Source organism: Streptomyces sp. NPDC053750, assembly GCF_044544295.1.
Lineage (GTDB): Bacteria > Actinomycetota > Actinomycetes > Streptomycetales > Streptomycetaceae > Streptomyces.
Map to the genome: position 1 here is coordinate 417,433 of NZ_JBITXB010000005.1, position 25,984 is coordinate 443,416.

The window sequence follows — 25,984 nt, forward strand, 5'->3', positions numbered from 1 at the left end:
CGGTTTCCGGTCAGCCTTCGCCGCCCGGCTCCGGAGACACCGCCTCGGCCGCCTTCGCCGCCGCGCTCCCCGGACGCTTCCGAGCCACCCAACCCTCGATATTCCGCTGCTGGCCACGGGCCACGGCCAGCGAACCGGGCGGCACATCCTTCGTGATCACCGAGCCGGCGGCGGTGTACGCGCCGTCCCCGACCGTGACAGGAGCCACAAACATGTTGTCCGAACCCGTACGGCAGTGCGAGCCGATGGTGGTGTGGTGCTTGTCCTGTCCGTCATAGTTCACGAACACGCTCGCGGCACCGATGTTCGAGTACTCACCGATCGTCGCGTCACCCACGTAGGAGAGGTGCGGGACCTTGGTCCCCTCGCCGATCGACGCGTTCTTCGTCTCGACGTACGTACCCACCTTGGACTTCAGTCCGAGCCGGGTACCGGGACGCAGATACGCGTACGGCCCCACCGTCGCCTCGGGACCGATGTCGGCGCCGAGGGAGACGGTGTTGTCGACGCGGGCTCCCGCACCCACACGGGTGTCGGTGAGCCGCGAGTTCGGCCCCACCTCGGACCCCTCCGCCAGGTGCGTGGAGCCGTGCAGCTGCGTCCCCGGGTGGACGACGACGTCCTGCTCGAACGTCACCGTCACGTCGACCCACGTGGTGGCCGGGTCGACGACGGTCACGCCGGCCAGCATCGCGTCGGTCAGCAGCCGGTCGTTGAGGATCCGACGGGCCTCGGCGAGCTGCACCCGGTTGTTGATCCCGGCGATCTCCCGGTGGTCACCGGCCACCGAGGCACCGACCCGGTGACCGGCCTCGCGCAGGATCCCGAGGACGTCGGTGAGGTACTCCTCGCCCTGGCTGTTGTCCGTACGAACCTTGCCGAGCGCATCGGCGAGCAGCTGCCCGTCGAAGGCGAAGACCCCGGAGTTGATCTCACGGATCGCCCGCTGCGACTCGGAGGCGTCCTTGTGCTCCACGATCGCCGTGACGGCACCCGAAGCCCCGTCCCGCACGATCCGGCCGTACCCCGTCGCGTCCGGCACCTCGGCCGTCAGCACGGTCACGGCGTTGCCGTCGGCGGAGTGGGTGGCGGCGAGCGCCCGGAGCGTCCCACCGGTGAGCAGCGGGGTGTCACCGCAGACCACGACCACGGTCCCGTCGACGGCACCGCCCAGCGCCTCCAGGCCCATCCGCACGGCGTGCCCGGTGCCGTTCTGCTGCTCCTGCACGGCGGTACGGACGTCGGGGGCGACCTCGGCGAGGTGCGCGGTGACCTTCTCGCGGGCATGCCCGACGACGACGACCAGGTTCTCGGGGTCCAGCTCACCGGCGGCGGCGAGCACATGGCCGACGAGCGAACGGCCGCACAGTGTGTGCAGGACCTTGGGTGTGGCCGACTTCATACGGGTGCCCTCACCCGCTGCGAGAACGACGACGGCTGCCGGGCGAATGGCGCTCACGGGATGCCCTTCGGCTTTGAGGGGGTGGGGGTGGACATCCGCAGGATACCGGGGTGGTTTGTGGGGGGCATGAGTGCGGGCCCTGACCGAGGGGTCAGGGCCCGAACCTTGCAGCTCCGCCAGCTGGATTCGAACCAGCACTACAGGGCTTCAAAGGCCCGCGGGCTACCAGTTACCCCATGGCGGATGGCTGCGTCAGACCATACCCGAGGAGGACGGCGTCGTGATCCCGGAGACCATGCCCGCCCACCAGCCCTCGATGCGCCGATACAGGTCGGCGCCTTGCGAGACGCGGACGACCAAGCATCCACGATAGCTATCGCCCACATTCTTGCGAACGGTCTTCGGGTTGTGCTTCTTGATTGTCGTCTTCTGGAACACGGAGACGTCCACGCCGACGAGATCGGCCCAGTAGCGTTTCGCTCCCTCGACGTCTGCGGTCACGTGGATCATGACTCGGTACTTCAGTCGATCTGGATCCACTCCCAGGAGGCGCAGCCAAGCGAGGTAGAGCTTGATCACGCCAGCATCGCTGTTGACGAAGATGACGTTCTCTCGCCGGTCATACGGCTTGTCCTTGGTGCCTTCGGCCCAGTACAGGGCGACTCCAGCCATGAACAGGTCGCGATCGGTCATGGTGCCGATACCCCGGGCAGCGGCCTCCTTTGTTTGCTGTCGCTCCTCATCGCGGATCGCCAGCTCGTGCTCCCAGCGTTTCCGCGCGGCCAACGTAGCTTGCTCCGACGGTGCTCGCCGCTCCGGCTTCGGCAGGTCCCGTACCCAAAGCGAGACCGAGCTCTTGCTGCATCCCAACTCCACCTGGATCTGGTCGTACGTCCATCCCTGAAGCCGCAGCTCCCGCGCCTGCTCCCGTACGTCGTCCTTCGCGTTCGGGCGCTTGGTCCAGGCAGGAGGCGGCTCGCCCTCCAGAAGCCGGTTGAGGATGTCGTTGTTGTCGACGTGCAGGCGGTCGCGGATCTGGCGTCGGCTGAGTCCCTCGCGCCGCAGGGCCACCGCCCGCTCCCGCAACCCTTCGAAGTCCGCGTACTTGCCATGTGGATGTGCCATACGCATACCGTCCGGCCGGAATGCTCGCCTCCGGAGCCGAACGGCGAAGGGTTCATCAGTTCGAGGGATATCGCGTCGTATCGCTTGTCGAAAGTCACCGGAAATGTGCCGCCCGGCGCCCGTAGGCTGGAGGGCATGACCACGACGGGGGAAGACCACGTACCGGCCCGGGGTGGGCCTTGGTGGTGGGACAGGCGGCGCGGTGCGGTGCTCGATGTGAGCCTCGGTGCCGTGTCCGCGTTGGAGTGCGCGGCGGAGGGGGTTCCGTTCGCGCGGGACGCCGGGATCCCGGTGGCGGCGGGGGTCGTCTTCGGGTTGCTGGCCGGTTCGGTGCTGGTGATGCGGCGCAAGTGGCCGATCGCGGTGGTGCTGGTGGCGATCGCCATCACGCCGGCCGAGATGGGCTTCCTGATGGGCATCGTCGGCCTGTACACGCTGGCGGCGTCGGAGCTGCCGCGGCGGATCATCGGCGCGCTGGCCGGCATGTCGTTGCTGGGCACGTTGATCGTGACGTACGTGCGCGTACAGCAGGACATGGCGCGGGGGGACATGGGGATCGGGGACTGGTTCCTGCCCTTCGCGTCGATCACGACCTCGCTGGGGCTGACCGCGCCGCCGTTGCTGCTGGGCCTGTACGTGGGGGCGCGGCGGCGGTTGATGGAGAGCCTGCGGGAGCGGGCGGACAGCCTGGAGCGGGAGCTCCAGTTGCTCGCGGAGCGGGCGGAGGAGCGTGCCGAGTGGGCGCGCAACGAGGAGCGGACGCGGATCGCCCGGGAGATGCACGACGTGGTCGCGCACCGGGTGAGTCTGATGGTGGTGCATGCCGCCGCGCTTCAGGCCGTGGCCCGCAAGGACCCGGAGAAGGCGGTGAAGAACGCGGCCCTCGTGGGCGACATGGGGCGCCAGGCGCTGACGGAGCTGCGGGAGATGCTCGGGGTGCTGCGCAGTGGTGGGGACGGCGGGCGCGGGGAGCGGCCGTCGGTGCCGTTGGCCGCGGTCGGGGTCGCCGCCGCCGCGGCTGCCTCACGGGCGGTGGACGACGGCGAGCGGTCGGCCGACGGGCCGTGTCTGTCCGAGCTGGACGAGTTGATCGGGCAGTCGGAGGCGGCCGGGATGGTCGTGGATCTGTCCGTGGAGGGGGAGGTGCGGTCGTATGCGGGGGTCGTGGAGTCGACGGCGTTCCGGGTGGTCCAGGAGGCGTTGACGAACGTGCACAAGCATGCGGCGGGTGCGAAGACGTATGTGCGGCTCGCGCATCGGGTGTCGGAGATCGCGATGCAGGTGGAGAACGAGCCGCCGCCGGAGGCGTCGTCGGAGGCGTCGGCGGCGCGGTTGCCGTCGGGTGGCAATGGGCTGGTGGGGATGAAGGAGCGGGTGTCCGCTCTGGGGGGTGTGTTCGTGTCGGGGCCGACGGATGCGGGGGGTTTCCGGGTGTCGGCGGTGATTCCGGCGTCGTAGGCGTGCGGTGCCCGCGCCGGGTCAGCCCGTGGTGAGGCGGGCCGGCTGGGTGCCGGCGACGAGGGCGGCGAGGGCCTGGTCGATGTCGGGGCCGAGGTACCAGTCGCCGGTGTGGTCGAGGGCGTAGACGCGGCCGTCGGTGTCGATGGCGAGGAGGGCCTGGCTGTCGGTCTCGGTGCCGAGCGGGCAGGTCTGGGTGTCGAGGGCGCGGCCGAGGTCGCCGAGGGTGCGGGCCATGTGGAGGCCGTGCAGGGGGTCCAGGTGCAGGGTGGCGGGGGCGATCTGGCGGCCGGGTCCGGTGGGGGCGATGTGGAGGCCGCCGAATTCGGCCCAGGCCTCGACGGCGGCGGGGAAGACGGTGTGCCGGTGTCCGGCGGGCGAGGTGTGGTCGCGCAGGGTGTCGGCCCAGATCTCGGCCTGTTTGATGTCCCAGCGTCCGGGTTGCCAGCCGGCGTCGCGCAGGGCGGCGTCGACGGGGACGGAAAAGCGGGTGGTGGAGGTGCGGTCGGCGTGCATCTGCCCTTGGTTCGTTTCGGTCGTCGTTGCTCGGTGTCGGGCGGGGTCAGTCCTCGTGTGCGGTCGGGTCGACGACGCGGACGCCGAAGTGGGCGCTGAGGGCGGTGCAGGCGCGGCAGGGTGGGGCGAAGCTGCCGTGGAGGGGGTCGCCGTCCTCGCGGATGCGGCGGGTGGTGAGTTTGGCGTGTTTGAGGGCTTTGCGCGCTTCGCCGTTGGTCATGGGTTTTCGGGAGGCGCGTTTGCTGCGGGCGGCGTCGGCGGCGGTGAGGTGGCGTGAGATGAGGATGGCTTCGGCGCAGCGGCCGGTGTAACGGTCGCGTTGGCCGCTGGTGAGGGTGTCGAGGAAGTCCTGGACCAGGTGGTGCAGGGCGGGGGGTGTGTCGGCGCGGGTGGCGGTGCCGGTGAGGGTGGTGCCCCGGACGGAGAGTGCGGCGGCGACGGTGGGGAGGATGCCGTCGCGGCGGTGGTGGAGGGTGGGGGCGTGGGGGGCCGCGGTGGCGCTCCAGCCGATGCGGGGGTCGCCGCTGCCGGCGTCGTCGGACCGGCCGGTGTGCGGTCCCGTCTGTGTCGCACTCATGATCATTTTCCCCTCCTGAGCATCCCCCCGGAGGTCACAGGGTGCCAAATGGCGTGGCTGCTGCGGAAGCTGGGGCGTGGCGACACGCCCGGGTATGGGCGGTGTGTCACGAGAGGGTGACGGCTGGTCACGGAAGCGGAGGGGCGGGTGTCAGGTGTGGTGTCCGGTGCCGGTGACCGGGTTCGTCGTACCGCATAGGCTGTCGGCACCGCGATCGCGTGCGGTGAATCAGGCAGTTCAGACAGTGCAGACAGATCAGACAGACGCCGCAGGGGGCAACCGCCATGACGACAGGTCGGCTCGGGCAGCAAGCCGCGCCGCCGAACGCGGCCTATGCCGGGCAGGTCGTGCATTTCCCGGATCCGGTGCGGGCGGCCCGTCACCCGAGAGGGGTACGGGTGGACGAAGGCGGTTACCCCGTCTTCGCGCCGTACGCCCGTGCGGTCGCGGAGATCGCGGAGCCGCCGGAGGGGTTCGGGGTCGACGAACTGCGGCTGACGGACTACGTGTCGGCGAACGCGGCGCTGTCGGCGTCGGGGCACGAGCTGTGGGACACGGTGCCCGCGGTGGCGACGCCGCACGGCTGGACGTGGCACCACGTGGCCGGGTCGCGGCGGATGGAGCTGGTCCCGGTCGAGGTGAAGGCGCTGCTGCGGCATCACGGCGGGATCGCCACGGCGGCGGTGGACCAGGGCAAGCGCGGCACGCGGCCGTTGCAGGAGACGCGTCCGGCGCACTTCGGGCTGCCGAAGTCGGGCCTGGCGGTGTCGGAGCAGCAGGTGCAGGGGGTCGAGGAGGACCTCGGATACCGGCTGCCCGGCGCGTACCGGTCGTTCCTGAAGGCGGCGGGTGGTTGCGCGCCGGTGGGCACGGCGCTCGATGCGGAGCTGGGGCTGCTGGTGGACCAGCCGTTCTTCACGGTGCGTGAGGAAGCGGCGGTCAATGACCTGGTGTACGTCAACAAGTGTCTGCGGGACCATCTGACGAAGGACTATCTGGGCGTCGCGTTCGTCCAGGGGGGTCTGCTCGCGGTGAAGGTGAAGGGCGAGCGGATCGGTTCGGTGTGGTTCTGCGCGTACGACGACGCGCGGGACGTGGATCCGTCGTTGCCGCCGGCGGAGCGGGTGGAGCGGTTGCTGCTGCCGTGCGGTGAGGACTTCGACGCGTTCCTGTCGCGGCTGGCGGGTTCTCCGCCGGAGCTGGAGACGGTGGCGAACCTGATGGTGGACGGCGGGTTCGCGCGTGCGGTGCCCGTGGCGTCGGCGTCGGTAGGGGAGTGAGCTGGCGATGGTGACGTACGCGCAGGCGCAGGAGCGCGCGGAGGAGTGGGTCAACGGCGAGCTGCCGGCATACCAGCACCGTGAGGTGCGGGTGCGGGAGTTCGACCTCGGATTCGTGGTGTGGGCCGAGGACCGTGCGGACGGGCCGCGTTCGGACGGCGGTGCGCAGCGGCTGGTGCTCGCGCGGGACAGCGGTGAGGCGACGCTGTGGCCGGCGCTGCCGGTGGGCGAGGTGATCCGCCGGTACGAGGAGGAGTACGGCCGTCCCGACGCGGCCGGGGAGCCGGCGCCGGCTCCTGCGGCGCGGGTGGACCTGAACCAGACGTCGTTCCTGTTGACTCCGCCGGAGTGGTTGCAGGAGGCGGCGGACAAGCTGGGGATTCCGGACCGGCGGCGGGGGGAGCACGACAGCGCCGGTGGGGACACCGGTGGTGCGGGTGGCGCGGGTGCGCTTCCCGAGACGCAGGCGGGGGTGCCGACGGGGTCTGCGGCGCCTGGCGCGCCTGCCGCGGCTTCGGCGGAGGGGCAGGGGCAGGGGCAGGGGCAGGGAAGTGGTGCCGCGTGGCCGGCTGCCGGTGCGCCTGCGGCGCCCGCCGCGCCTGCCGCTTCGGCGGAGGCGCAGAACAGTGGTGCGGCCTGGCCGGCCGCCGGGGGCAGTGGGGCCGGTGCGGGTGCCGTGCCGGGTGCGCCTGCCGGGGCGACGCCCTGGGCGGGGACGGACACCAACGCGGACGCCGGTGAGGACCGTTCCGTACCGCTGCCCGAGACCGTGTTCGCGCCGCCGCTCAGCGGGGTGGACGGTACGCCTCCGCCCTCGGCGACGCCGGACGCCAAGACGGCGCTGATGTCGGGCGGCAGCCAGCTTCCGCCGACGGCGCTCACGCCGGCCCTCGACGACCCGAACGCGTCGGCCGCGTCCACGGGGGCGAGTACGCCGCCGTCCGCGTCGCCGACGCCGGCCGGTCCGGGTGTTCCGCCGTTCGCGCCCCCGGCCGGTCCGGGTACGCCGCCGTCCGTGCCCCCGGCCGGTCCGGGTGTGCCGCCGTCCGCGTCGCCGACGCCGGCCGGTCCGGGTGTGCCGCCCGCCGGCCCGGGCGCCTCCGCGACGCCCGCCCGGCCGCTCGCGGCGAACGCCGGGGACATCGCCGACGCCGCGACCAGCAAGGCGGCGCCCCCGCCGCGCCGGGGCGGTGGTTCGACCACGCCTCCTCCGCCGAGTGCCCCGGGGACGCCGGGCGCGCGGCCGGGGAGTACGCCTCCGCCCTCGGCGGGCGGTTACGTGCCGACGCAGTTGGTGTCTTCGCTCGGTCCGGAGGGCCCCGGCGGTCCGGGTACGCCGCCTCCGCCGAGCGCTCCGCAGCCCCCCGCGGGGCCGGGCACACCGCCGCCGCCCAGCGTCCCCGGTGGGACGCCGCCGGGTGGGATGCACCATGCCGCCACGATGCTGGCCGACCCGGGCCGGACGGGCGGCGGGACGCCTCCGCAGCCCGGCCCGCCCGCGCCACCCGGCCCTCCCGGTGCCCCGGGGGCCCCGGGTGCGCCGGCCGGTCCGGGTACGCCGCCGCCCCCCTCCGCTCCCGGTGCGCCCGGTGCGGGGCAGGGCTCCGCAGGCGGCGCGGGCGGTGCCGTGCACCACGCGCAGACCATGCTGGCCTCGCCGTCGGTGGGCGGCCCCGGCATGCCTCTGCCGCCCCCGGCCGCGCCCGGCGTTCCTCCGGGCGCCCCGGGTGTTCCGGGCGCTCCGGGTGTCCCCCAGCCCATGCCGCCCGGCGCGATGCCGCCGCCCGGTCAGCCGGGCGGGCCGGGGCAGCCGCCGGCGTACGGCTACCCGCAGCAGTCCACCGGTCTGCCGACCGTCGGTCCGGGCTACCAGGCCGTTCTGCGCTACCGCGCGCACGACGGGTCCGAGCAGCAGCTGATCCGGCGTTCGGCGCCGGGCACGCCGCACCCGGAGTGGCAGATCTTCCACGAGCTGCGCTCCATGAACGTGCCGCCGGACCAGGTGCTGGAGCTGCACACCGAGCTGGAGTCGTGCGAGCTCCCCGGTGCGTACTGCGCGCGGATGATCCGGGAGCAGTGGCCGCAGGCGCGGATCACCTCGATCGCGCCGTACGGCACGGACCACGCCAGCCGGCAGCAGGGCATGCAGCAGTTGCTGGCGCACCAGGGCGAGCTGCACCAGGTGGCCGACGGGCCGGCGCGTCCGGCGCCGGTGCGTGCGCCGCTGCCGCAGGTGCAGCCGGTGCCGCCGATCCCGCCGGAGGCGATCGGGCAGGAGCTGGCGGGCGCGTTCGGGCCGGGTGTCTTCCGGTTCGAGCAGGCCGCGGTGTCCCGGCAGGGTGTGCCGCCGGTCGTGGCGCACACGCTGGTGGCGGCGGGTCTGCCGATGGACATGGGGCCGTTCTTCTGGGCGCAGGCCCAGCCGGGCCGGCCGGTGCCGACGCTGGCGGAGCTGGCGGCCGAGCGAGGCGTGCAGCCGTCCTCGGACGCGGGCTCGTACCTCGTCGTGGGCAGTGACTTCGGCCGGGCGATCTGTGTGCAGTACGGCACGGCGGCCATCGTGGCGGTGCCGGTGGAGGCGGGGCCGGGCGGTGCGCCCGTGCCGCCGCAGTTCGTCAACACGGGGCTGCCGGAGTTCGCGCGCTGCCTGGCGCTGCTGGGCCGGATGTGGCGGCTGCGGTTCGGTCTGAACCAGGAGCAGGCGGGGCGCTGGACGGTGGATTTCCAGGCCCAGCTGGCCTCGCTGGACCCGGCGGCGCTCGGTTCGCCGGAGAGCTGGTGGTCGGTGCTGCTGGAGCAGATGTGGGACGGGCTGCTGTGAGGCGGCGCCGCCGCTGACGTACCCGACGGGCGGGGCCCGGTCGACCTGTGAGGCGACCGGGCCCCGCCCGTTTCCCTGCGGTGTGTCGCATTATGAGGGCTTACGGAAAATCCATAAAGTCTGTTAAGTCCAATTAGTGTGGCAGGTTCACCACAGGGGTGATGAGCATGAGCAGCGCATCGGCGCCTCCTCACGGCTTCGTGCCCGTACGCGGACGCGAGCGCGGCTACCGTCCCGAACAGGTGGAGGCGTGTGCCGAGGCCCTCTCCCGGGAGCGCGACGCCGGGTGGGAGAGGGCCGCCCGGCTCACCGTGCTCGCCCGTGAGATGGGTGCGGAGCTGGAGCGGCTGCGGGAGGTGGTGGCGGGGCTCGCCCCGCAGCGGTACGAGACGCTCGGGGAGGGCGCCCGGCGCCTCTTCCGGCTCGGGGAGGAGGAGGCCGCGGCGGTACGGGAGCGCGCGCGGCGTGCGGCGGAGGACCTGGTGGAGGAGGCGCGGGCCTACGCGACCGGCGTGCACGAGAGCGCGCAGGCGCACGCCGACGCCGTACGCGCCGAGGCCGACGAGTGGGCCCGGCAGCGGCTGCTCGCGGCGCGTGCGGAGGCCGACGAGGTGCGGATCGCGGCGCGGCGCGAGGTGAGGGAGGGGCGGGCGGAGGCCCTGGCCGCGGTGCGTGAGGTGCGCAGGCGCACCACCGTGTTCGACGAGCAGAACAGGGAGTACGCCGAACGGTGGGCCGCGGCCGAGCGGGCGGAGGCCGAACGGGTGACGGCGCAGGACACGCACCACGCGGAACTGGTGGCGCGCGCCGAGGAGGGGGTGCGCGCGGCGGAGCGGGCCCTGGCGGACGCCGAGGTGGCGGACGGGCGGTGGCAGGAAGCGGCCCGGGCCCGGGCGGCCGAGGTGGTCGCCGAGGCCCGGCTGCGCGCGGAGCGGATCGCCCAGGAGACGGAGCGGGTGCTGCGCGAACACGGGGACCGCTGGGACGACGTGCACGCCCACATGGCCTCCGCGCGCTACAGCATCAGGTCGCTGACGGCGCGCGCGGCGGAGTGACCCCGGCCCCGCACCGCGCCCCCCGCCGCCGTCGTCGTCACTCGCCCCTGCGCACCGCTCCCGCCAGGAGCCCCGCCTCCAGAGCCTCGTAGCGTCGGCGCTGTTCCCGCGTGCGTTCGCGGCCGGAGGTCACCGTGCCCAGCCAGCCGCAGAGGAAGCCGGCCGGGATGGAGACCAGGCCGGTGGTGGTGAACGGGAACCAGTTGAAGTCGGCGTCGGGGAAGGCGGCCACCGGGGTGCCGGAGACCAGGCTGGTGCCCGGCATCAGGGCGAACACCGTGACGGAGCCGCCGATCAGCGTCCACAACAGGCCCCTGCGGGTGAAGCGGCGCCAGAAGAGGCTGTAGACCAGCGCGGGGCACAGGGCCGAGGCGCCCAGGCAGAAGGAGAGGGTGGCCAGCGGCTGCAGGCTGCGGTGCTGCACCAGCGTCGCCAGGGCGATGGCGGGGACGCCGACGGCCAGCGCCGACAGCCGGGCGAGGGTCATCTCCCGGCGCGGTGACAGCTCGCGCACCCGGGTCGCGAAGACATCGTGCGCCAGGGAGTTGGCGCAGGCGAGGATCATGCCGGCCACCGAGGCGAGCAGCGTGAGGAACAGGGCCGCGCTGACCGTGGTGAACAAGAACGTCTCCACCGTCGTCACCTCGGCCCCGAAGGCCGCCCGGGAGCCCAGCAGGAAGGCGGTGTTGCCCGCGGGGTCGAGCCCGGCGATCGTGTCCCGTCCGACCAGCGCGGTCGCCCCGAACCCGACCACCGTGACGACGAGCACGAACAGCGCCACCAGGGACACCGCCCAGGACATCGACCGGCGTACCTGGCGGGCGCTGGAGGCGGTGTACATGCGCATGGTGACGTGCGGCAGACAGGCCCCGCCGAGTACCACCGCCAGCTGCGAGGAGACCATGTCCAGGCCCGGCAGGGGCCCGGCGGCGTACTCCAGGCCGGGGTGCAGGAAGGCCTGCCCCGCGCCGCTGCCCCGGGCGGCGGCGTCGAAGAGGGCGCCGGGGTTCCAGTCGAACCGGTTCAGGATCAGTACGGTGATCAGGGCGCCCGAGCCCAGCAGCATCACGATCTTCAGGATCTGGATGAGGGCGGTGCCCTTCATCCCGCCGATCGCCGCGTAGCTGATCATCAGCGCGCCCAGACCGATGATGCAGCCCGTCTGCACGGTCTCGCTGGTGAACCCGAGGAGGAACGACAGCAGTTGGCCGGTGCCGGCCAGCTGGACCAGCATTATCGGCAGCAGCGCGGCGATGGTGACCACGCAGGCGGTGATCCGTACGCTCCGGCTCGGCGTGCGCCGGGCCAGTACGTCGCCCATGGTGAACCGGCCCGCGTTGCGCAGCGGTTCGGCCATCAGGAACATGAGCAGCAGCAGGGACAGCGCGGTGCTCAGGGCGAGGACCACCCCGTCGTAGCCGAACAGCGCGATCACGCCGCAGGTGCCGAGGACGGTCGCCGCGGAGATGTAGTCGCCCGCGATCGCCAGGCCGTTGCGCATCGGGGACAGGGAGCTGTAGCCGGTGTAGAACTCGTCCAGGTCGTCCCGGTCGGGGCCGGTCATCACGCACAGCAGCAGGGTGATCGTCGCGACGGCCGTGAAGGCGACCAGGGCCATCGACTGGGTGTTGTCGCTGAAGCCCGTCATCGGGTCGCCTCCCGTCGCGCGGCCGCTTCGCTCTCCTTGCGGATGCGGTCCGCGAGCGGGTCGACGCCCCGGCGTGCGGTGTGCTCGTACACGGCGATCGCGAGCCAGGTGACGGGCAGTTGCAGCAGCGCGAGGAGGAGGCCGAGGGGCAGCCCGTCGGTGACGTCGTGGGTCAGGGACGACGGGGCGAACGCCGACAGGCAGAGGAAGGCGAGGAAGTAGCCGAGTGCGGTGAACGTGGCGGTGCGGCGTTGCCGTCGGTAGGCGGTGCGCAGCGTCCGCACGTCGCTGTGGTGCCCGCGGTGGTCGGCGCGGTGCCCGGTCGGGGGCTGCCAGGGGTGGGTGGCGTACGGCGACGGGTGGGGGGAGTAGGGGGGTGGGGGCCGGTGCGGGTACGGGTCGTGGGACATCCCGTTGCTCCTTGCGTGGCTCGGGTCCGGTGCGGCGGACCGCAGGGAGTGGGGGGTGCGGTGCGGGCCACGCACGCTACTCGCCGGTACTGGGCCGCGAGAGGTTTTCGCCGAACTGAGTGGTCGGTACGGACGGGATGCGCTGACGCCGTTGATCGTGCCCAGCCGTCGCGGGCCGCGGCGTTGCCCCGGCACAACGCGTCGCGGTGTGCGGTCAGTCCGCGCGGACCGGGAACTTCCGTGGCGCCACCACCAGCAGCACCAGGAACGCCAGCGCCGCCGCGGCCGCCGCACCCAGGTAGACGGCGTGCACGGCGTCGGCGATCGCCCGCCGCACGGACTCGCCGGCGGTGCCCGCGTCCAGCGCCCGGGTCACGGAGTCGAGGTCGCCGGTGGCCGGGTCGCCCGTCCCGCCGAGCCGTGCGGCCAGCACCCCGTTGGCGATCGCGCCGAAGGCGGCCGCGCCGATCGTCTGTCCGGTCTGCCTGCAGAAGAGGACGGAGGCGGTCGCCGTGCCCCGCTCCGACCAGCCGACCGTGGACTGCACGCCGACAATGAGCGGCAGCTGGAAGAGGCCGAGCGCGGCGCCGAGCAGCAGCATCAGCAGGGTCGGCTGCCAGGCCTCGCCGGGATAGGGCAGGAAGGGGAAGGCGAACAGGATCATGGACGCGGCGCCGATGCCGAGCATCGCCGTGTTGCGGAAGCCGATCCTGCGGTACACGTGCTGGCTCAGGGCCGCCGACACCGGCCAGCTCAGCGTCCACACGGACAGCACGAAACCGGCGGCCACGGGGGCCAGGCTCAGCACCGACTGGGCGTAGGTGGGCAGGAAGACGGTCGGCGCCACCATCAGCACGCCCAGCGCGCCCAGCGCCAGGTTCACCGCGGCGATCACCCGGCGGCGCCACACCCAGCCGGGGATGATCGGCTCCGCCGCCCGGCGCTCGATCACCACCACGGCCGCCAGTAGCGCGAGGCCCGCCCCGAACAGGCCGAGCGAGGGCGCCGACAGCCACGGCCACGCCACCCCGCCCTGCACCAGCGCGGTCAGCAGGACGCCGCCGCACGCGAACACGGCCAGCGCGCCCGCCCAGTCGACACGCGCGCGCATACCGGACGGCGACTCCCGCGCGGGCTCGTGCAGGTGACGGACGATCAGCCACAGGGCGAGCGCGCCGACCGGCAGGTTGATGAGGAAGATCCAGCGCCAGTCGGCGTACGCGGCCAGCACGCCGCCGAGTCCGGGGCCCGCGATCGCGGACACCGCCCATACCGTGGACAGCCGCGCCTGGATCCTGGGCCGCTCCTCGAGCGGGTACAGGTCGGCGGCGAGCGTCTGCACCGTGCCCTGGAGGGCGCCGCCGCCCAGGCCCTGGAGGATGCGGAAGGCGATCAGCGCGCCCATGTTCCAGGCGAGCGCGCACAGCAGGGAGCCGAGGAGGAACAGCGACGCCCCCACCACCAGGACCGGCTTGCGGCCGAAGGTGTCGGAGAGCTTGCCGTAGACGGGCAGCGTGACGGTGACGGCCAGCAGGTAGCCGGAGAAGAGCCAGGAGAAGAGGGAGAAGCCGCCGAGGTCGCCGACGATCTGCGGAACGGCGGTGGAGACGATGGTGGAGTCGAGCGCGGACAGCGCCATCGCCAGCATCAGGGCGGCGACGACGGCGCCCCGCCGGTCCGGGCCCGCGCCGGGTGCGGCCTCGTGCACCGCGGGACTGATGCCGCCCACCCGGGTCCCTCCTCTTTTGTGTTCCCCTTGCATCCATCTGCCGGGGTCAGCTTCCCACTTGAACCTGACGTCGCGGGAGGGTGGACGCTCGATGCGTCGCAGGGAGGAGCCAACCCCGAGACCGGCTCCGCCGTTGGGTGGACTGCCCCTAGGGGTACCTCCGTACTACGGGTCGGGGAGGGTTCGTACCGACGGAGGACGAGAGGGCCCGGCGGGGTCCTTAATCTGGCTTTACGCCGTTAGGGCCTGTCTGACAATTCCCGCCTGCCCCGCGGCGTCTGGCACGCACGCTCGCCGCGTTGCCGAACCGCCCACGTGGCTCCGCCACGAGGGCGCTCCGGCGCCTTGCGATCGCACGCACCAGACGCCGCGGGGCCCGCCCTCCGGGCGGACGACGGGAATGGTCAGACAGGCCCTAGGGGCGGCGAACCGGACCCGCGGGGGTGGGGTTTTCCCCAGCAGAAGACTGCGCTGAGCACCAGCGCGGCCGACCCCCGCTTCCGGCCAGACTCTTCGACGTAGCAAGCGACACCCTCAGACGTAGCAGCGACATGTTCACCGGTACCGCTCGGCGGGCACCGACGGCACCCACGGCTCACTCGATGACCGACATAGGAGACTTGCCATGACATCGGCCGTAACCATTCCCCGGCACGGGAGCACTGGAGGACGTACGGCCGTTGCCGCGCGAGCGCGGCAGGTCGTGAAGGCGTACGGAACGGGCGAGACCCGGGTCGTCGCCCTCGACCACGTCGACGTGGACATCGCCCGTGGCCAGTTCACCGCGATCATGGGTCCGTCGGGGTCCGGCAAGTCCACGCTGATGCACTGCCTGGCCGGCCTGGACACGGTGACCAGCGGCAACATCTACCTGGACGAGACCGAGATCACCGGCCTGAAGGACAAGAAGCTCACGCAGCTGCGCCGGGACCGGATCGGCTTCATCTTCCAGGCGTTCAACCTGCTCCCGACGCTGAACGCGCTCGAGAACATCACGCTGCCCATGGACATCGCCGGTCGCAAGTACGACCGCGCGTGGCTGGACCGGGTCGTGGAGACCGTGGGGCTCGCCGGGCGGCTCAAGCACCGGCCGACCCAGCTCTCCGGCGGCCAGCAGCAGCGGGTCGCGGTGGCGCGGGCCCTGGCCGCCCGGCCCGAAATCATCTTCGGTGACGAGCCGACCGGAAACCTCGACTCGCGCGCCGGCGCCGAAGTACTGGGCTTCCTGCGCCAGTCGGTCACCGACCTGGGCCAGACCATCGTCATGGTCACCCACGACCCGGTGGCCGCCAGCTACGCGGACCGGGTGCTGTACCTCGCCGACGGCCGGATCGTGGACGAGATGCACAAGCCGACCGCGGACGCCGTCCTCGACCGCATGAAGGACTTCGACGCCCGGGGGCGCACGTCATGACCGTCGTCAAGACCTCGATGCGCAACTTCTTCGCGCACAAGGGCCGCATGGCGCTCTCGGCGGTGGCGGTGCTGCTGTCGGTCGCGTTCGTCTGCGGCACCCTGGTGTTCACGGACACGATGAACACCACCTTCGACAAGCTCTTCGCGGTCACCTCGTCCGACGTGACGGTCTCCCCGAAGGACGCCGAGGCCGAGGACGACCCGCAGAACGGGGTGCCCGAGTCGCTGCCGGCGTCCACGCTGGAGAAGATCCGCTCGGTCGACGGCGTGGAGTCCGTCGAGGGCGCGGTCGTCTCGATGAACGTGACCGTCGTCAACGCCGACAACGACAACGTGGGGGCCACCAGCGGCGCCCCCACCCTCGCGGGGAACTGGACCAAGAACGACCTGCGGTCCATGGAGATCACCTCGGGCCACGCCCCGCGCGGCCCGACCGAGACGATGGTCGACTCCGACACCGCCGACAAGCACGACCTGAAGATCGGCGACGAACTGCGCACCATCGCGCAGACCGGTGACTTCAAGGCGAGGATCGTCGGTATCGCCTCCTTCACCGTCACCAACCCCGGTGCCGCGGTCGTCTACTTCGACACCGCCACCGCCCAGCGCCAACTGCTCGGCGGCCCGGACCGGTTCAGCCAGTTCAACGTCACCGCAGCCGCCGGTGTCACCGACGCGCAGCTCAAGCAGAGCGTCTCCGGCGCGCTGGGCGACACGTTCAAGATCCAGACGGCCAAGGAGACGTCCGACGAGGGCCGCAAGGACGTCGGCGAGTTCATGAACGTCATCAAGTACGCCATGCTCGGTTTCGCCGGCATCGCGTTCCTGGTCGGCATCTTCCTGATCATCAACACCTTCTCCATGCTGGTCGCCCAGCGCACCCGCGAGATCGGCCTGATGCGGGCCATCGGCTCCTCCCGCCGCCAGGTCAACCGCTCCGTGCTGGTCGAGGCGCTGCTCCTCGGCATCGTCGGCTCCGTCCTCGGCGTCGCCGCCGGTGTCGGCATCGCCGTCGGCCTGATGAAGCTGATGTCGGCCGCGGGCATGAACCTGTCCACCGACGACCTGACCATCAAGACGGCGACACCCGTGGTCGGCCTGGTCCTCGGCATCGTCGTCACCGTCCTCGCCGCCTACCTGCCCGCCCGCCGCGCCGGCAAGGTCTCCCCGATGGCCGCCCTGCGCGACGCCGGTACGCCGGCCGACGGCAAGGCCGGCTGGATACGCGGCCTGATCGGCCTGGTCCTCACCGGCGCCGGTGTCGCGGCCCTGCTCACGGCGGCGGGCGCCGACAAGGCGAGCGAGGGTTCGATGATGCTCGGCGCGGGCATCGTGCTCTCCCTCATCGGCTTCGTCGTCATCGGCCCGCTGCTGGCCGGCTTCGTGGTCCGGGTGATCAGCGCGGTGCTGCTGCGGGCCTTCGGTCCGGTGGGCCGCCTGGCCGAGCGCAACGCCCTGCGCAACCCGCGCCGCACCGGCGCCACGGGCGCCGCCCTGATGATCGGCCTGGCGCTGGTCGCCTGCCTCTCCGTCGTCGGCTCCTCGATGGTCGCCTCGGCCACCAGCGAGCTCGACAAGACGGTCGGCGCGGACTTCATCGTCCAGGGCAACCAGCGGATCGTGCCGCAGGCCGAGAAGGCCATGCAGGACACACCCGGCCTGGAGCACGTCACCCGCTACAAGATGCTCGACGCCACGCTCACCTCGCCCGACGGCAGGACGGACGACGACGGCATCACGGCCGCCGACCCGACGTACGCCGAGGACGTGAACCGCGCGACGACGGCGGGCAAGCTCACCGCCGCCTACGCCACGGACGCCATGTCGGTCGGCTCGGACTACGCGACGAAGCACGGCGTGCGGGTCGGCGACACGATCTCCGTCGCCTTCAAGGGCGGCGAGACCGCGAAGCTGAAGGTCGCCGCGATCACCAGCGACGACGTGGCCATCGACCAGGGCGCCCGGTACATCAGCATCGAGACGATGCGGAAGTACCTCCCGGCCGACAGCATCCCGCCGAACATGATCATGTTCGCCAAGGCCGCGGACGGCCAGAGCGAGCAGGCGTACGCGGCGCTGAAGAAGGCGCTGGACGCGTACCCGCAGTACCAGGTGCGCGACCAGACCGACTACAAGCAGGAGCTGAAGGACCAGGTCGGCCAGCTGCTGAACATGGTCTACGGCCTGCTCGCCCTGGCGATCATCGTCGCGATCCTCGGTGTGGTGAACACCCTGGCCCTGTCGGTGGTCGAGCGGACCCGCGAGATCGGCCTGATGCGGGCGATCGGCCTCTCCCGCCGCCAGCTGCGCCGGATGATCCGCATGGAGTCCGTCGTCATCGCCCTCTTCGGAGCCCTGCTGGGCCTGGGCCTGGGCATGGGCTGGGGCGCCACGGCGCAGAAGCTGCTCGCCCTGGAGGGCCTGAACGTCCTCGACATCCCCTGGCCGACGATCATCGGCGTCTTCATCGGCTCGGCCTTCGTGGGCCTGTTCGCCGCGCTGGTCCCGGCGTTCCGGGCGGGCCGCATGAACGTCCTGAACGCCATCGCGACGGAGTAGTACCCGACCCGTCAGCCACCGCACACGGGGGTTGCGGGGGAGCGCCCGGCGCCGGAAGTCCACAGGACTCCGGCGCCGGGCGCATGTCTTTGGCCCGCTTCTTGGCCCACCGAGTCGGGCGGTGGCTGGGCACAGGCCGGGGGTCCAGGGGGGGTGGAGCCCTCTGGTACGGCCACCGCGGCGCCGGCCACCACGCACCCGGCGTCGTCCACAGCCCCCAGCGCACGCGAGCGCAGCGTCGTACGCTGGACACCCCCGGCCCTCGCACCGCCGGGTTACTCGTGTTGTCCACCCCAGCATCCAGGACGGAAGCGCCCCCTCCATGAGCCTGCACGGTCTGCTCGACGCCGTCGTCAAGGACACCGCCCTCGCGGAAGCGATCTCGGCGGCCGCAGACGGCAACCGCATGCACGTCGACCTGGTCGGCCCGCCCGCCGCCCGCGCCTTCTCGGTCGCCGCGCTGGCCCGCGAGACGGGCCGCCCCGTGCTGGCGGTGACGGCGACGGGACGCGAGGCCGAGGACCTGGCCGCGGCCCTGCGTTCGCTGCTGCCGCCCGAGGGTGTCGTGGAGTACCCCTCCTGGGAGACCCTCCCGCACGAGCGGCTCAGCCCTCGCAGCGACACCGTCGGCCGCCGCCTCGCCGTCCTGCGCCGCCTGGCCCACCCGCGCCCCGACGACCCCGAGACCGGCCCGGTCTCCGTCGTCGTCGCGCCCGTACGCTCCGTGCTCCAGCCGCAGGTCAAGGGCCTCGGCGACCTGGAGCCGGTCGCCCTGCGCACGGGACAGACCGCCGATCTGAACGAGGTCGTCGAGGCCCTCGCGGCCGCCGCGTACGCGCGCGTGGAGCTGGTCGAGAAGCGCGGCGAGTTCGCCGTACGCGGCGGCATCCTGGACGTCTTCCCGCCCACCGAGGAACACCCCCTGCGCGTCGAGTTCTGGGGCGACGACGTCGAGGAGATCCGCTACTTCAAGGTCGCCGACCAGCGCTCCCTGGAGATCGCCGAACACGGCCTGTGGGCCCCGCCCTGCCGCGAGCTGCTGCTCACCGACGACGTGCGCGAGCGCGCCCGCGCCCTCGCCGAGGACCACCCCGAGCTGGGCGAACTGCTCGGCAAGATCGCCGAGGGCATCGCCGTCGAGGGCATGGAGTCCCTGGCCCCGGTCCTCGTCGACGACATGGAACTGCTGCTGGACGTGCTGCCCAAGGGCGCCATGGCCGTCGTCTGCGACCCGGAGCGGGTGCGGACCCGCGCCGCCGACCTGGTGGCCACGTCGCAGGAGTTCCTCCAGGCGTCCTGGGCCGCCACCGCGGGCGGCGGAGAGGCGCCCATCGACGTCGACGCGGCCTCCCTGTGGTCCATCGCGGACGTCCGCGAGCGGGCCCGCGAGCTGGACATGATGTGGTGGTCGGTGTCGCCGTTCGCCGCCGACGACGCGCTCGAGGACGCCGACACCCTCAAGCTCGGCATGCACGCCCCCGAGACCTACCGCGGCGACACCGCCAAGGCGCTCGCCGACACCAAGGGCTGGCTCGCCGACGGCTGGCGCGCGGTCTACGTCACCGAGGGCCACGGCCCGGCCGCCCGCACCGTCGAGGTCCTCGGCGGCGAGGGCATCGCCGCCCGCCTGGACGGCGACCTGGACGTGCTCAGCCCCTCCGTCGTGCACGTCTCCTGCGGCTCGATCGACTACGGCTTCGTCGACCAGGCCCTCAAGCTCGCCGTGCTCACCGAGACCGACCTGACCGGCCAGAAGGCCGCCGGCCGCGAGGGCGCCCGGATGCCGGCCCGGCGCCGCAAGACCATCGACCCGCTCACCCTCGAGGCGGGCGACTACATCGTCCACGAGCAGCACGGCGTGGGCCGCTACATCGAGATGGTCCAGCGCACCGTGCAGGGCGCCACCCGCGAGTACCTGGTCGTGGAGTACGCCCCCGCCAAGCGCGGCCAGCCCGGCGACCGGCTCTACATCCCCACCGACCAGCTGGAGCAGATCACCAAGTACGTCGGCGGCGAGGCCCCCACCCTGCACCGCCTCGGCGGCGCCGACTGGACCAAGACCAAGGCCCGCGCGAAGAAGGCGGTCAAGGAGATCGCCGCCGACCTGATCAAGCTCTACAGCGCGCGGATGGCGGCGCCCGGTCACGCCTTCGGGGCGGACACGCCCTGGCAGCGGGAGCTGGAGGACGCCTTCCCCTACGCCGAGACCCCGGACCAGCTCACCACCATCGCCGAGGTCAAGGAGGACATGGAGAAGACGGTCCCCATGGACCGCCTGATCTGCGGCGACGTCGGCTACGGCAAGACGGAGATCGCCGTCCGCGCCGCCTTCAAGGCCGTCCAGGACGGCAAGCAGGTCGCCGTGCTCGTCCCCACCACGCTGCTGGTGCAGCAGCACTTCGGCACGTTCAGCGAGCGGTACGCCCAGTTCCCGGTGAACGTGAAGGCGCTGTCCCGCTTCCAGAGCGACACCGAGTCGAAGGCGACCCTGGAGGGCCTGCGCGAGGGCTCGGTGGACATCGTCATCGGCACCCACCGCCTGTTCTCCTCCGAGACGAAGTTCAAGGACCTCGGCCTGGTCATCGTCGACGAGGAGCAGCGCTTCGGCGTCGAGCACAAGGAGCAGCTGAAGAAGCTCCGCGCCAACGTCGACGTGCTGACCATGTCCGCCACCCCCATCCCGCGCACCCTGGAGATGGCGGTCACCGGCATCCGCGAGATGTCGACGATCACCACCCCGCCGGAGGAGCGCCACCCGGTGCTGACCTTCGTCGGCCCCTACGAGCACAAGCAGATCGGCGCCGCGATCCGCCGCGAGCTGCTGCGCGAGGGCCAGGTCTTCTACATCCACAACCGCGTCGAGTCCATCGACCGCGCGGCGGCCAAGCTGCGCGAGATCGTCCCCGAGGCGCGCATCGCCACCGCTCACGGCCAGATGTCGGAGCAGGCCCTGGAGCAGGTCGTCGTCGACTTCTGGGAGAAGAAGTTCGACGTACTGGTCTCCACGACCATCGTCGAGTCCGGCATCGACATCTCCAACGCCAACACCCTCATCGTCGAGCGCGGCGACAACTTCGGCCTCAGCCAGCTCCACCAGCTGCGCGGCCGGGTCGGGCGAGGCCGCGAGCGCGGTTACGCGTACTTCCTGTACCCGCCGGAGAAACCCCTGACGGAGACGGCCCACGAGCGCCTGGCCACCATCGCCCAGCACACCGAGATGGGCGCCGGCATGTACGTGGCGATGAAAGACCTGGAGATCCGCGGCGCCGGCAACCTGCTCGGCGGCGAGCAGTCCGGCCACATCGCGGGCGTCGGCTTCGACCTGTACGTACGCATGGTGGGCGAGGCGGTCGCCGACTACCGGGCCTCTCTGGAGGGCGGGGTCGAGGAGGAGCCGCCGCTCGAGGTCAAGATCGAGCTCCCCGTCGACGCCCACGTCCCGCACGACTACGCCCCCGGCGAGCGGCTGCGGCTCCAGGCGTACCGGTCCATCGCCTCCGCCAACAGCGAGGAGGACGTCAAGGCCGTACGGGAGGAACTCGTCGACCGCTACGGCAAGTTGCCCGAGCCCGTCGAGAACCTCCTCCTGGTGGCGGGCCTGCGCATGCTGGCCCGCGCGTGCGGCGTCGGCGAGATCGTCCTCCAGGGCAACAACATCCGCTTCGCGCCGGTGGAGTTGCGCGAGTCGCAGGAGCTGCGGCTCAAGCGGCTCTACCCCGGCAGCGTCATCAAGCCGGGCACCCACCAGGTCCTCGTACCCCGCCCCAAGACCGCGAAGGTGGGCGGCAAGCCGCTGGTCGGGCGGGAACTGCTCGGCTGGGTGGGGGAGTTCCTGACCTCGATCCTCGGGTCCTAGCCGGCCACCTGAGAGCCCATGAGGAAGCCGTCCACGGAACCTGCCCGTGGACGGCTTCCTCCGTCCGAGATACGGAAGCGAGCTACCGCTGGTCCGGCCGATCGCCGCCCCGCTCGCGTCCGAAGCCGAGCTTGCCCTCGGCCTGCTGCTGCGCGGTGTCGACCTGCTTCTCGTACTTGCCGCCGGTCCTCTCGTTGACCTGGCGCTCGGCGGCGTCGGACATCTTCCTTGACCTGTCCTTGTCCTTGCCGGCCATGCTCTTCATCTTGTCGAGGATGCCCATGCAGAGCTCCTTCCGAGACGTGACTCACTGTCGACGGTACGGCAGATATGCCCAGCATGCCCAATATGGGCCTCTATGGTCTGAACCTCTCCGTCGCTACGGTTGTACGGCGAACGTGAGGCAAGGGGAGGGCGCGCATGAAGCGGCACAGCAGGTTCCGTACGGGATGGGCCGCGGGCGCGACCCTCGCGCTCGCCCTGGTCGCCGGCTGCGAGGGCCTGGACGACGGCCCCTCGGCCGAGGGCAGCGGCGCCCCGGCGGCGCCGGACGGCCGAGCCGTCGGCCCGCTCGAGAACCCGGACGGTACGAAGCCGGGACTCGCACCCGTGGCGACGGACGCGGACCGGGCGGCGGGCCGAAAGCTCATCGAGGAACTGCCCACCAAGGGGCGGGGGCCGAGGACGGGCTACGACCGCGACAGGTTCGGCTACGCGTGGATGGACACCGCGGACGGAGTACCGCTCGCGAGGAACGGGTGTGACACGCGGAACGACGTGCTGAAACGCGATGGCCAGGGCCTGCGCTTTCGTTCCGGCTCGGACTGCGTGGTCATCGCCATGACGCTCGACGACCCGTACACCGGCACCACCATCGAGTGGCGCAAGCAGGACGCGAGCGAGGTCCAGATCGACCACGTGGTGCCGCTGTCGTACAGCTGGCAGATGGGCTCCTCGCGCTGGCCGGAGAGCAAGCGCGAGCAACTGGCGAACGACACGCTGAATCTGATCCCCGTCCAGGGGCGGGCCAACTCGGCCAAGAGCGACTCCGGCCCCGCCTCCTGGCTGCCGCCGAACAAGGGGATCCGGTGCGCCTACGCCGTCCGGTTCGCCCAGGTCGCCGCCAAGTACGAACTACCGGTCACCGCACCGGACAAGCAGACGATGCTGCGCCAGTGCGGCTCCGCATGAACTTCTTGAGGAGGGTGAACGACCTGGGCGTACCGCCCGGCTGCTGCTCTCCCTCCTTGCGTGCGACCACCTGCGGCAGACCCTCGAGTGCCGGCCGGTAACTCCGCCAGTACACGCTCACCGTTCCTATTCAGTGAGCAGGAGTGAGTCTTGGACCCATTCCTGTTCGCTGCGGACATCCCGAACGGTGTTGGGTGTCCTGGTCGCCCGCGTTCGCTCTGTGTCCGGTGGCACGGATCGTGTCCGTGGTCCGGGAATACGAGGGCGGGGTCCCTCACGCCCAGCGCTGTCCGGGGCGGCCTGGACGGTCCGATGCCCGCATCCATCGCTCTGGTGGGTGCGGGGCGGTGCCGTCCGACGCCGGACCGGGTAGCCCTGGGCGCGTCGCCCGATCGCGATGCTCGCCGCATCGTGCCGGGTCGTCCTACGAGTACTGCTGGTCAGGGGCTTCTGCCAGTGCTGGGCACCCCACTTGCTGGTGTAGGCCGGATCCACGGCGATGACCGTGATGCCGGTCTGGTCGGCCATCGACACGAGGCGGCCGCGGAGCCGTGCGGTGGGCATGCCGGAGATCAGCCGCCGGAACCGTTTCCTTCCACCGTGCTTCTCGCGGGTCTTCTCCGCGGTGAAGTCCAGGTCCTCGACCGCGATGGCCTTCACGCCGCAGGCCGTGGCCCAGTGCAGCAGCCGGGCCAGCGCGTGGCGGACCTGCGCGTCACGATGGGCGGCGGGGCCGGTGAGGTCGTACGTGAACCGGCGCGGGTTCCCGACCGGGTTGCCGTGAGTGTCCAGGCGCCAGGCGGCGAGGTGGTCGGCGTTCATGTCGACCCCGATCACCCCCTCGGCCAGCGCCGCTTCCAGGGGGATGGTGCGGGTGACGGGTTTCTGCCAGGACGCGGTCACATACCAGCGGTCACGGGCTACGTCGTGGTGGATGCGGTAGGCGACGGCGCGGTTCGCCGCGACGCGGTCGGCCCATTCCTGCACCCGGTGCGCGAACCGAATGCGGCCGGTGAGGACGTACCGGCCGTGCGGGGCATTGGCCAGATGGATGAGCGGGGCGGGGAGCCGGATGCTGAGCTCGCCGTCCGGCGCGATGCGGATCGTCTCGTTCCCGAACCGCTTCCCGGACTCCCCGTCCGCTTGCACAAACCACCGTGCCGCCTCCCAGCGCTCACGCCACCGGGCCTCGGCGAGCCCGGCGGCGGGCAGGTGATGCCGGGTGCGGGCCAGACGCCTGCCACCTCGGACGACGTGCACCTTGCCCGCCTCCCAGTCCGCGCGTGCACGCCGCAGGCGGTCCTCCAGGACGTGCAGGCGCCGGGCCTTGGCATGCCACTCCCGTCGGCTGCGATATCCACCCGGCACCTTCTTCGACCCCTTCTCGCCGACCGGCAGCGACAGCCGGTGGCGCAGCGTCCGCACCCCCGCCTCCAGGGTCTGGAGGTGCGCGTGGGCACTACTGCGGGCCAGTGCCCACTGGTCATGTGTGGCCTTGGTGATCGCACCCGCCCACCGGGCCGACGACACCGGTGTCAACTCCCGCTTACGCGCCGCCCACGATGCGGCATCATGCCCCAGCCCGTCACGGCAACGCGCTTTCAGATCACGGGAGGCCAGTGCGCCCAGATGCGCGCCGACCTGCCGCAGTACCTCCACATCGGTGGCGGTGAGCTGCTTGAGCCGGGTACGCACCGCCACCCCCGACGGGCCCAGCGCGACGAACGGCGCCGCAAGCTTGCGCAGACCACCCACCTCGCACCCCCGATCAGTTGCGACGACCCGCCCACCCCACTCAACGAACACCCTCGCGCAAGGTCACGCATTCGACAGACAGACTCCCGTTCCCTCTTCGGACGCAAAGCGCTCCCATTTCACCCCGTACTCACTCATTCGGGCCAGAGGACACTCTTACGCAGTCAACCGCCAGCAGTTCCCAAACCCGGGCCGACCTCGCCGCCCTCATGGCCGACCTCGCTGCGCTCATCGGACTCCAGCTCTCCCTGCACACCCGGGCCGGTATCCGTGCCGCCGTCGACGACACCCTGCGCGCCGACGCCTCCCCCGAGCTGCGCTCGGACGCCGTCCTGTGCCACCCGACGGACTCACGGACGGCTCGGTGGCCCCCGACTGACGGTCCGGCGGGCGGGCCGGGCACGGGAAGTGACCAGCACGACAACGGTTCGGTACAACCCGGGGCCGTATGTCCGTGTCGGCCTATACGCTCGACTCCGCACCGGTCGTCCTCGTCCGGTGCACGCCCGTCTCATCAGGTCTCCAGGAGAAGCCATGCACGGCCACGGCCATGCGCCGCCACCGCCGCCGCGCCGCCCCAGAACCGCGGTGCTGGTCCTGCTGCGCGTCTTCTTCGTGGCCCTGCCCCTGCTGAGCCTCGGGTTCCTCGCCTGGATATCGACCCTGTACGCGGCCATCGTCACCCGCAGGCCGCGTGACTGGTGGGCCTTCGCGGCGTCGGCCGCCGTCCTCGTGGTCAGCTTCTGCCTCCTGGCCACCGACCACACCGACGACTTCAGCACCCCGGCGGGCACCGTCGGAATGATCATCCTGCTGCTCAACGCCTGCGCCTGCGCCGGTTACTTCCTGTACGCGGACATCCGGCACCACCAGCAGCGGCTGCACCCCGGGCACCCCGGACACCCCGGCCCGGTGCCGGCCCCGTTCGCGACCACGGCGTACGGCCACCCGCAGCCCCCGTACCCCTACGCCGCCGCGCCCGCGCCCGCCCCCGCCCCCGCGCCCGCGCAGCCCCCGGCCCCGCCGTACCAGGCCGCGCCCCCGCACACACCCGTCCCGCAGGCCCCACCGCCCCCGCACCCCGCCCGCATCGACCAGGTCCGCGCCGAACTCGACGAGCTCAGCGACTATCTGCGCCACCACGACGGCAACGGCAACGGCAACCACCAGGGCGGACGGTGACCGT

General features: G+C 72.0%; 18 protein-coding genes and 1 tRNA gene. 9 read left to right on the forward strand and 10 right to left on the reverse strand.

The features are described from left to right. Window positions 1–10: 10 nt before the first annotated feature. From glmU to ACIGO6_RS17780, 3 genes are all read right to left on the reverse strand, one after another. Window positions 11–1,459 carry a bifunctional UDP-N-acetylglucosamine diphosphorylase/glucosamine-1-phosphate N-acetyltransferase GlmU gene (glmU, locus tag ACIGO6_RS17770; RefSeq protein ID WP_399876778.1) on the reverse strand — a complete coding sequence of 483 codons (1,449 nt, stop codon included), beginning with the start codon at window positions 1,457–1,459 and terminating at the stop codon, window positions 11–13. Window positions 1,460–1,573: 114 nt separating this feature from the next. Further along, window positions 1,574–1,646, reverse strand: a tRNA-Gln gene (locus ACIGO6_RS17775). An 8-nt stretch (window positions 1,647–1,654) separates the two neighbouring features. Further along, complete coding sequence (locus tag ACIGO6_RS17780) at window positions 1,655–2,527, reverse strand: hypothetical protein (protein WP_399876781.1); 873 nt, start codon at window positions 2,525–2,527, stop codon at window positions 1,655–1,657. A 135-nt stretch (window positions 2,528–2,662) separates the two neighbouring features. Between ACIGO6_RS17780 and ACIGO6_RS17785 the strand changes: the two genes are divergently transcribed. Continuing rightward, window positions 2,663–3,985, forward strand: a complete 1,323-nt coding sequence (locus ACIGO6_RS17785; RefSeq protein WP_399876783.1) for a sensor histidine kinase — start codon at window positions 2,663–2,665, stop codon at window positions 3,983–3,985. A 21-nt stretch (window positions 3,986–4,006) separates the two neighbouring features. Here the strand turns inward: ACIGO6_RS17785 and ACIGO6_RS17790 are convergent, their stop codons facing one another. Further along, window positions 4,007–4,501 carry an SUKH-3 domain-containing protein gene (locus ACIGO6_RS17790; RefSeq protein ID WP_399876785.1) on the reverse strand — a complete coding sequence of 165 codons (495 nt, stop codon included), beginning with the start codon at window positions 4,499–4,501 and terminating at the stop codon, window positions 4,007–4,009. 46 nt (window positions 4,502–4,547) lie between these two features. After that, entirely contained in the window at window positions 4,548–5,078 is a 531-nt protein-coding gene (locus ACIGO6_RS17795) for a YwqJ-related putative deaminase (RefSeq protein WP_399876787.1), read from the reverse strand. A gap of 284 nt (window positions 5,079–5,362) precedes the next feature. Here ACIGO6_RS17795 and ACIGO6_RS17800 point away from each other — a divergent pair, with 284 nt between their 5' ends. From ACIGO6_RS17800 to ACIGO6_RS17810, 3 genes are all read left to right on the forward strand, one after another. Further along, window positions 5,363–6,358 carry an SMI1/KNR4 family protein gene (locus ACIGO6_RS17800; protein ID WP_399876790.1) on the forward strand — a complete coding sequence of 332 codons (996 nt, stop codon included), beginning with the start codon at window positions 5,363–5,365 and terminating at the stop codon, window positions 6,356–6,358. A gap of 7 nt (window positions 6,359–6,365) precedes the next feature. Next, a complete protein-coding gene (locus ACIGO6_RS17805; RefSeq protein WP_399876792.1) occupies window positions 6,366–9,179 on the forward strand; it encodes an SUKH-4 family immunity protein in 2,814 nt (937 codons plus the stop codon). A 167-nt stretch (window positions 9,180–9,346) separates the two neighbouring features. Then, window positions 9,347–10,234, forward strand: a complete 888-nt coding sequence (locus tag ACIGO6_RS17810; RefSeq protein ID WP_399876794.1) for a cellulose-binding protein — start codon at window positions 9,347–9,349, stop codon at window positions 10,232–10,234. Window positions 10,235–10,271: 37 nt separating this feature from the next. Here ACIGO6_RS17810 and ACIGO6_RS17815 read toward each other — a convergent pair whose 3' ends face one another. The 3 genes from ACIGO6_RS17815 to ACIGO6_RS17825 all read right to left on the reverse strand — a co-directional run bounded on the left by ACIGO6_RS17815 (window position 10,272) and on the right by ACIGO6_RS17825 (window position 14,021). Continuing rightward, a complete protein-coding gene (locus tag ACIGO6_RS17815) occupies window positions 10,272–11,882 on the reverse strand; it encodes a cation acetate symporter (RefSeq protein WP_399876796.1) in 1,611 nt (536 codons plus the stop codon). Further along, window positions 11,879–12,292, reverse strand: coding sequence for a DUF485 domain-containing protein (locus ACIGO6_RS17820; protein ID WP_399876798.1), 414 nt, complete (start codon window positions 12,290–12,292; stop codon window positions 11,879–11,881). The genes ACIGO6_RS17815 and ACIGO6_RS17820 overlap by 4 nt, the downstream gene beginning before the upstream one ends. 214 nt (window positions 12,293–12,506) lie before the next feature. Beyond that, window positions 12,507–14,021, reverse strand: coding sequence for an MFS transporter (locus tag ACIGO6_RS17825; protein ID WP_399876800.1), 1,515 nt, complete (start codon window positions 14,019–14,021; stop codon window positions 12,507–12,509). A 625-nt stretch (window positions 14,022–14,646) separates the two neighbouring features. Between ACIGO6_RS17825 and ACIGO6_RS17830 the strand changes: the two genes are divergently transcribed. From ACIGO6_RS17830 to mfd, 3 genes are all read left to right on the forward strand, one after another. Then, window positions 14,647–15,435, forward strand: a complete 789-nt coding sequence (locus tag ACIGO6_RS17830; protein WP_399876802.1) for an ABC transporter ATP-binding protein — start codon at window positions 14,647–14,649, stop codon at window positions 15,433–15,435. Then, window positions 15,432–17,996, forward strand: coding sequence for an ABC transporter permease (locus ACIGO6_RS17835; protein ID WP_399876805.1), 2,565 nt, complete (start codon window positions 15,432–15,434; stop codon window positions 17,994–17,996). Before ACIGO6_RS17830 ends, ACIGO6_RS17835 begins: the two co-directional genes overlap by 4 nt. A gap of 322 nt (window positions 17,997–18,318) precedes the next feature. Next, window positions 18,319–21,852: a transcription-repair coupling factor gene (gene mfd, locus ACIGO6_RS17840; protein WP_399876808.1), complete on the forward strand. Its 3,534-nt coding sequence runs from the start codon at window positions 18,319–18,321 to the stop codon at window positions 21,850–21,852. Window positions 21,853–21,934: 82 nt separating this feature from the next. Here the strand turns inward: mfd and ACIGO6_RS17845 are convergent, their stop codons facing one another. Beyond that, complete coding sequence (locus ACIGO6_RS17845; protein ID WP_399876810.1) at window positions 21,935–22,135, reverse strand: antitoxin; 201 nt, start codon at window positions 22,133–22,135, stop codon at window positions 21,935–21,937. 137 nt (window positions 22,136–22,272) lie between these two features. Between ACIGO6_RS17845 and ACIGO6_RS17850 the strand changes: the two genes are divergently transcribed. Next, window positions 22,273–23,043: an HNH endonuclease family protein gene (locus ACIGO6_RS17850; protein ID WP_399876813.1), complete on the forward strand. Its 771-nt coding sequence runs from the start codon at window positions 22,273–22,275 to the stop codon at window positions 23,041–23,043. Window positions 23,044–23,169: 126 nt separating this feature from the next. Here the strand turns inward: ACIGO6_RS17850 and ACIGO6_RS17855 are convergent, their stop codons facing one another. Continuing rightward, on the reverse strand, window positions 23,170–24,798 hold the full coding sequence (locus ACIGO6_RS17855; RefSeq protein ID WP_399876816.1) for an IS200/IS605 family accessory protein TnpB-related protein: 1,629 nt from the start codon (window positions 24,796–24,798) through the stop codon (window positions 23,170–23,172). Between the two features lie 534 nt (window positions 24,799–25,332). On the opposite strand from ACIGO6_RS17855, the gene ACIGO6_RS17860 reads away from it, so the two are divergent. Beyond that, on the forward strand, window positions 25,333–25,980 hold the full coding sequence (locus tag ACIGO6_RS17860; RefSeq protein WP_399876818.1) for a hypothetical protein: 648 nt from the start codon (window positions 25,333–25,335) through the stop codon (window positions 25,978–25,980). Window positions 25,981–25,984: the final 4 nt, after the last annotated feature.

Excerpts from the sequence above, each read along its gene's own strand:
- ACIGO6_RS17780 (WP_399876781.1), bottom strand. The coding sequence starts at position 2,527 with ATGGCACATCCACATGGCAAGTACGCGGACTTCGAAGGGTTGCGGGAG.
- ACIGO6_RS17785 (WP_399876783.1), top strand. The coding sequence starts at position 2,663 with ATGACCACGACGGGGGAAGACCACGTACCGGCCCGGGGTGGGCCTTGG.
- ACIGO6_RS17790 (WP_399876785.1), bottom strand. The coding sequence starts at position 4,501 with ATGCACGCCGACCGCACCTCCACCACCCGCTTTTCCGTCCCCGTCGAC.
- ACIGO6_RS17795 (WP_399876787.1), bottom strand. The coding sequence starts at position 5,078 with ATGAGTGCGACACAGACGGGACCGCACACCGGCCGGTCCGACGACGCC.
- ACIGO6_RS17800 (WP_399876790.1), top strand. The coding sequence starts at position 5,363 with ATGACGACAGGTCGGCTCGGGCAGCAAGCCGCGCCGCCGAACGCGGCC.
- ACIGO6_RS17805 (WP_399876792.1), top strand. The coding sequence starts at position 6,366 with ATGGTGACGTACGCGCAGGCGCAGGAGCGCGCGGAGGAGTGGGTCAAC.
- ACIGO6_RS17810 (WP_399876794.1), top strand. The coding sequence starts at position 9,347 with ATGAGCAGCGCATCGGCGCCTCCTCACGGCTTCGTGCCCGTACGCGGA.
- ACIGO6_RS17815 (WP_399876796.1), bottom strand. The coding sequence starts at position 11,882 with ATGACGGGCTTCAGCGACAACACCCAGTCGATGGCCCTGGTCGCCTTC.
- ACIGO6_RS17820 (WP_399876798.1), bottom strand. The coding sequence starts at position 12,292 with ATGTCCCACGACCCGTACCCGCACCGGCCCCCACCCCCCTACTCCCCC.
- ACIGO6_RS17830 (WP_399876802.1), top strand. The coding sequence starts at position 14,647 with ATGACATCGGCCGTAACCATTCCCCGGCACGGGAGCACTGGAGGACGT.
- ACIGO6_RS17835 (WP_399876805.1), top strand. The coding sequence starts at position 15,432 with ATGACCGTCGTCAAGACCTCGATGCGCAACTTCTTCGCGCACAAGGGC.
- mfd (WP_399876808.1), top strand. The coding sequence starts at position 18,319 with ATGAGCCTGCACGGTCTGCTCGACGCCGTCGTCAAGGACACCGCCCTC.
- ACIGO6_RS17845 (WP_399876810.1), bottom strand. The coding sequence starts at position 22,135 with ATGGGCATCCTCGACAAGATGAAGAGCATGGCCGGCAAGGACAAGGAC.
- ACIGO6_RS17850 (WP_399876813.1), top strand. The coding sequence starts at position 22,273 with ATGAAGCGGCACAGCAGGTTCCGTACGGGATGGGCCGCGGGCGCGACC.
- ACIGO6_RS17860 (WP_399876818.1), top strand. The coding sequence starts at position 25,333 with ATGCACGGCCACGGCCATGCGCCGCCACCGCCGCCGCGCCGCCCCAGA.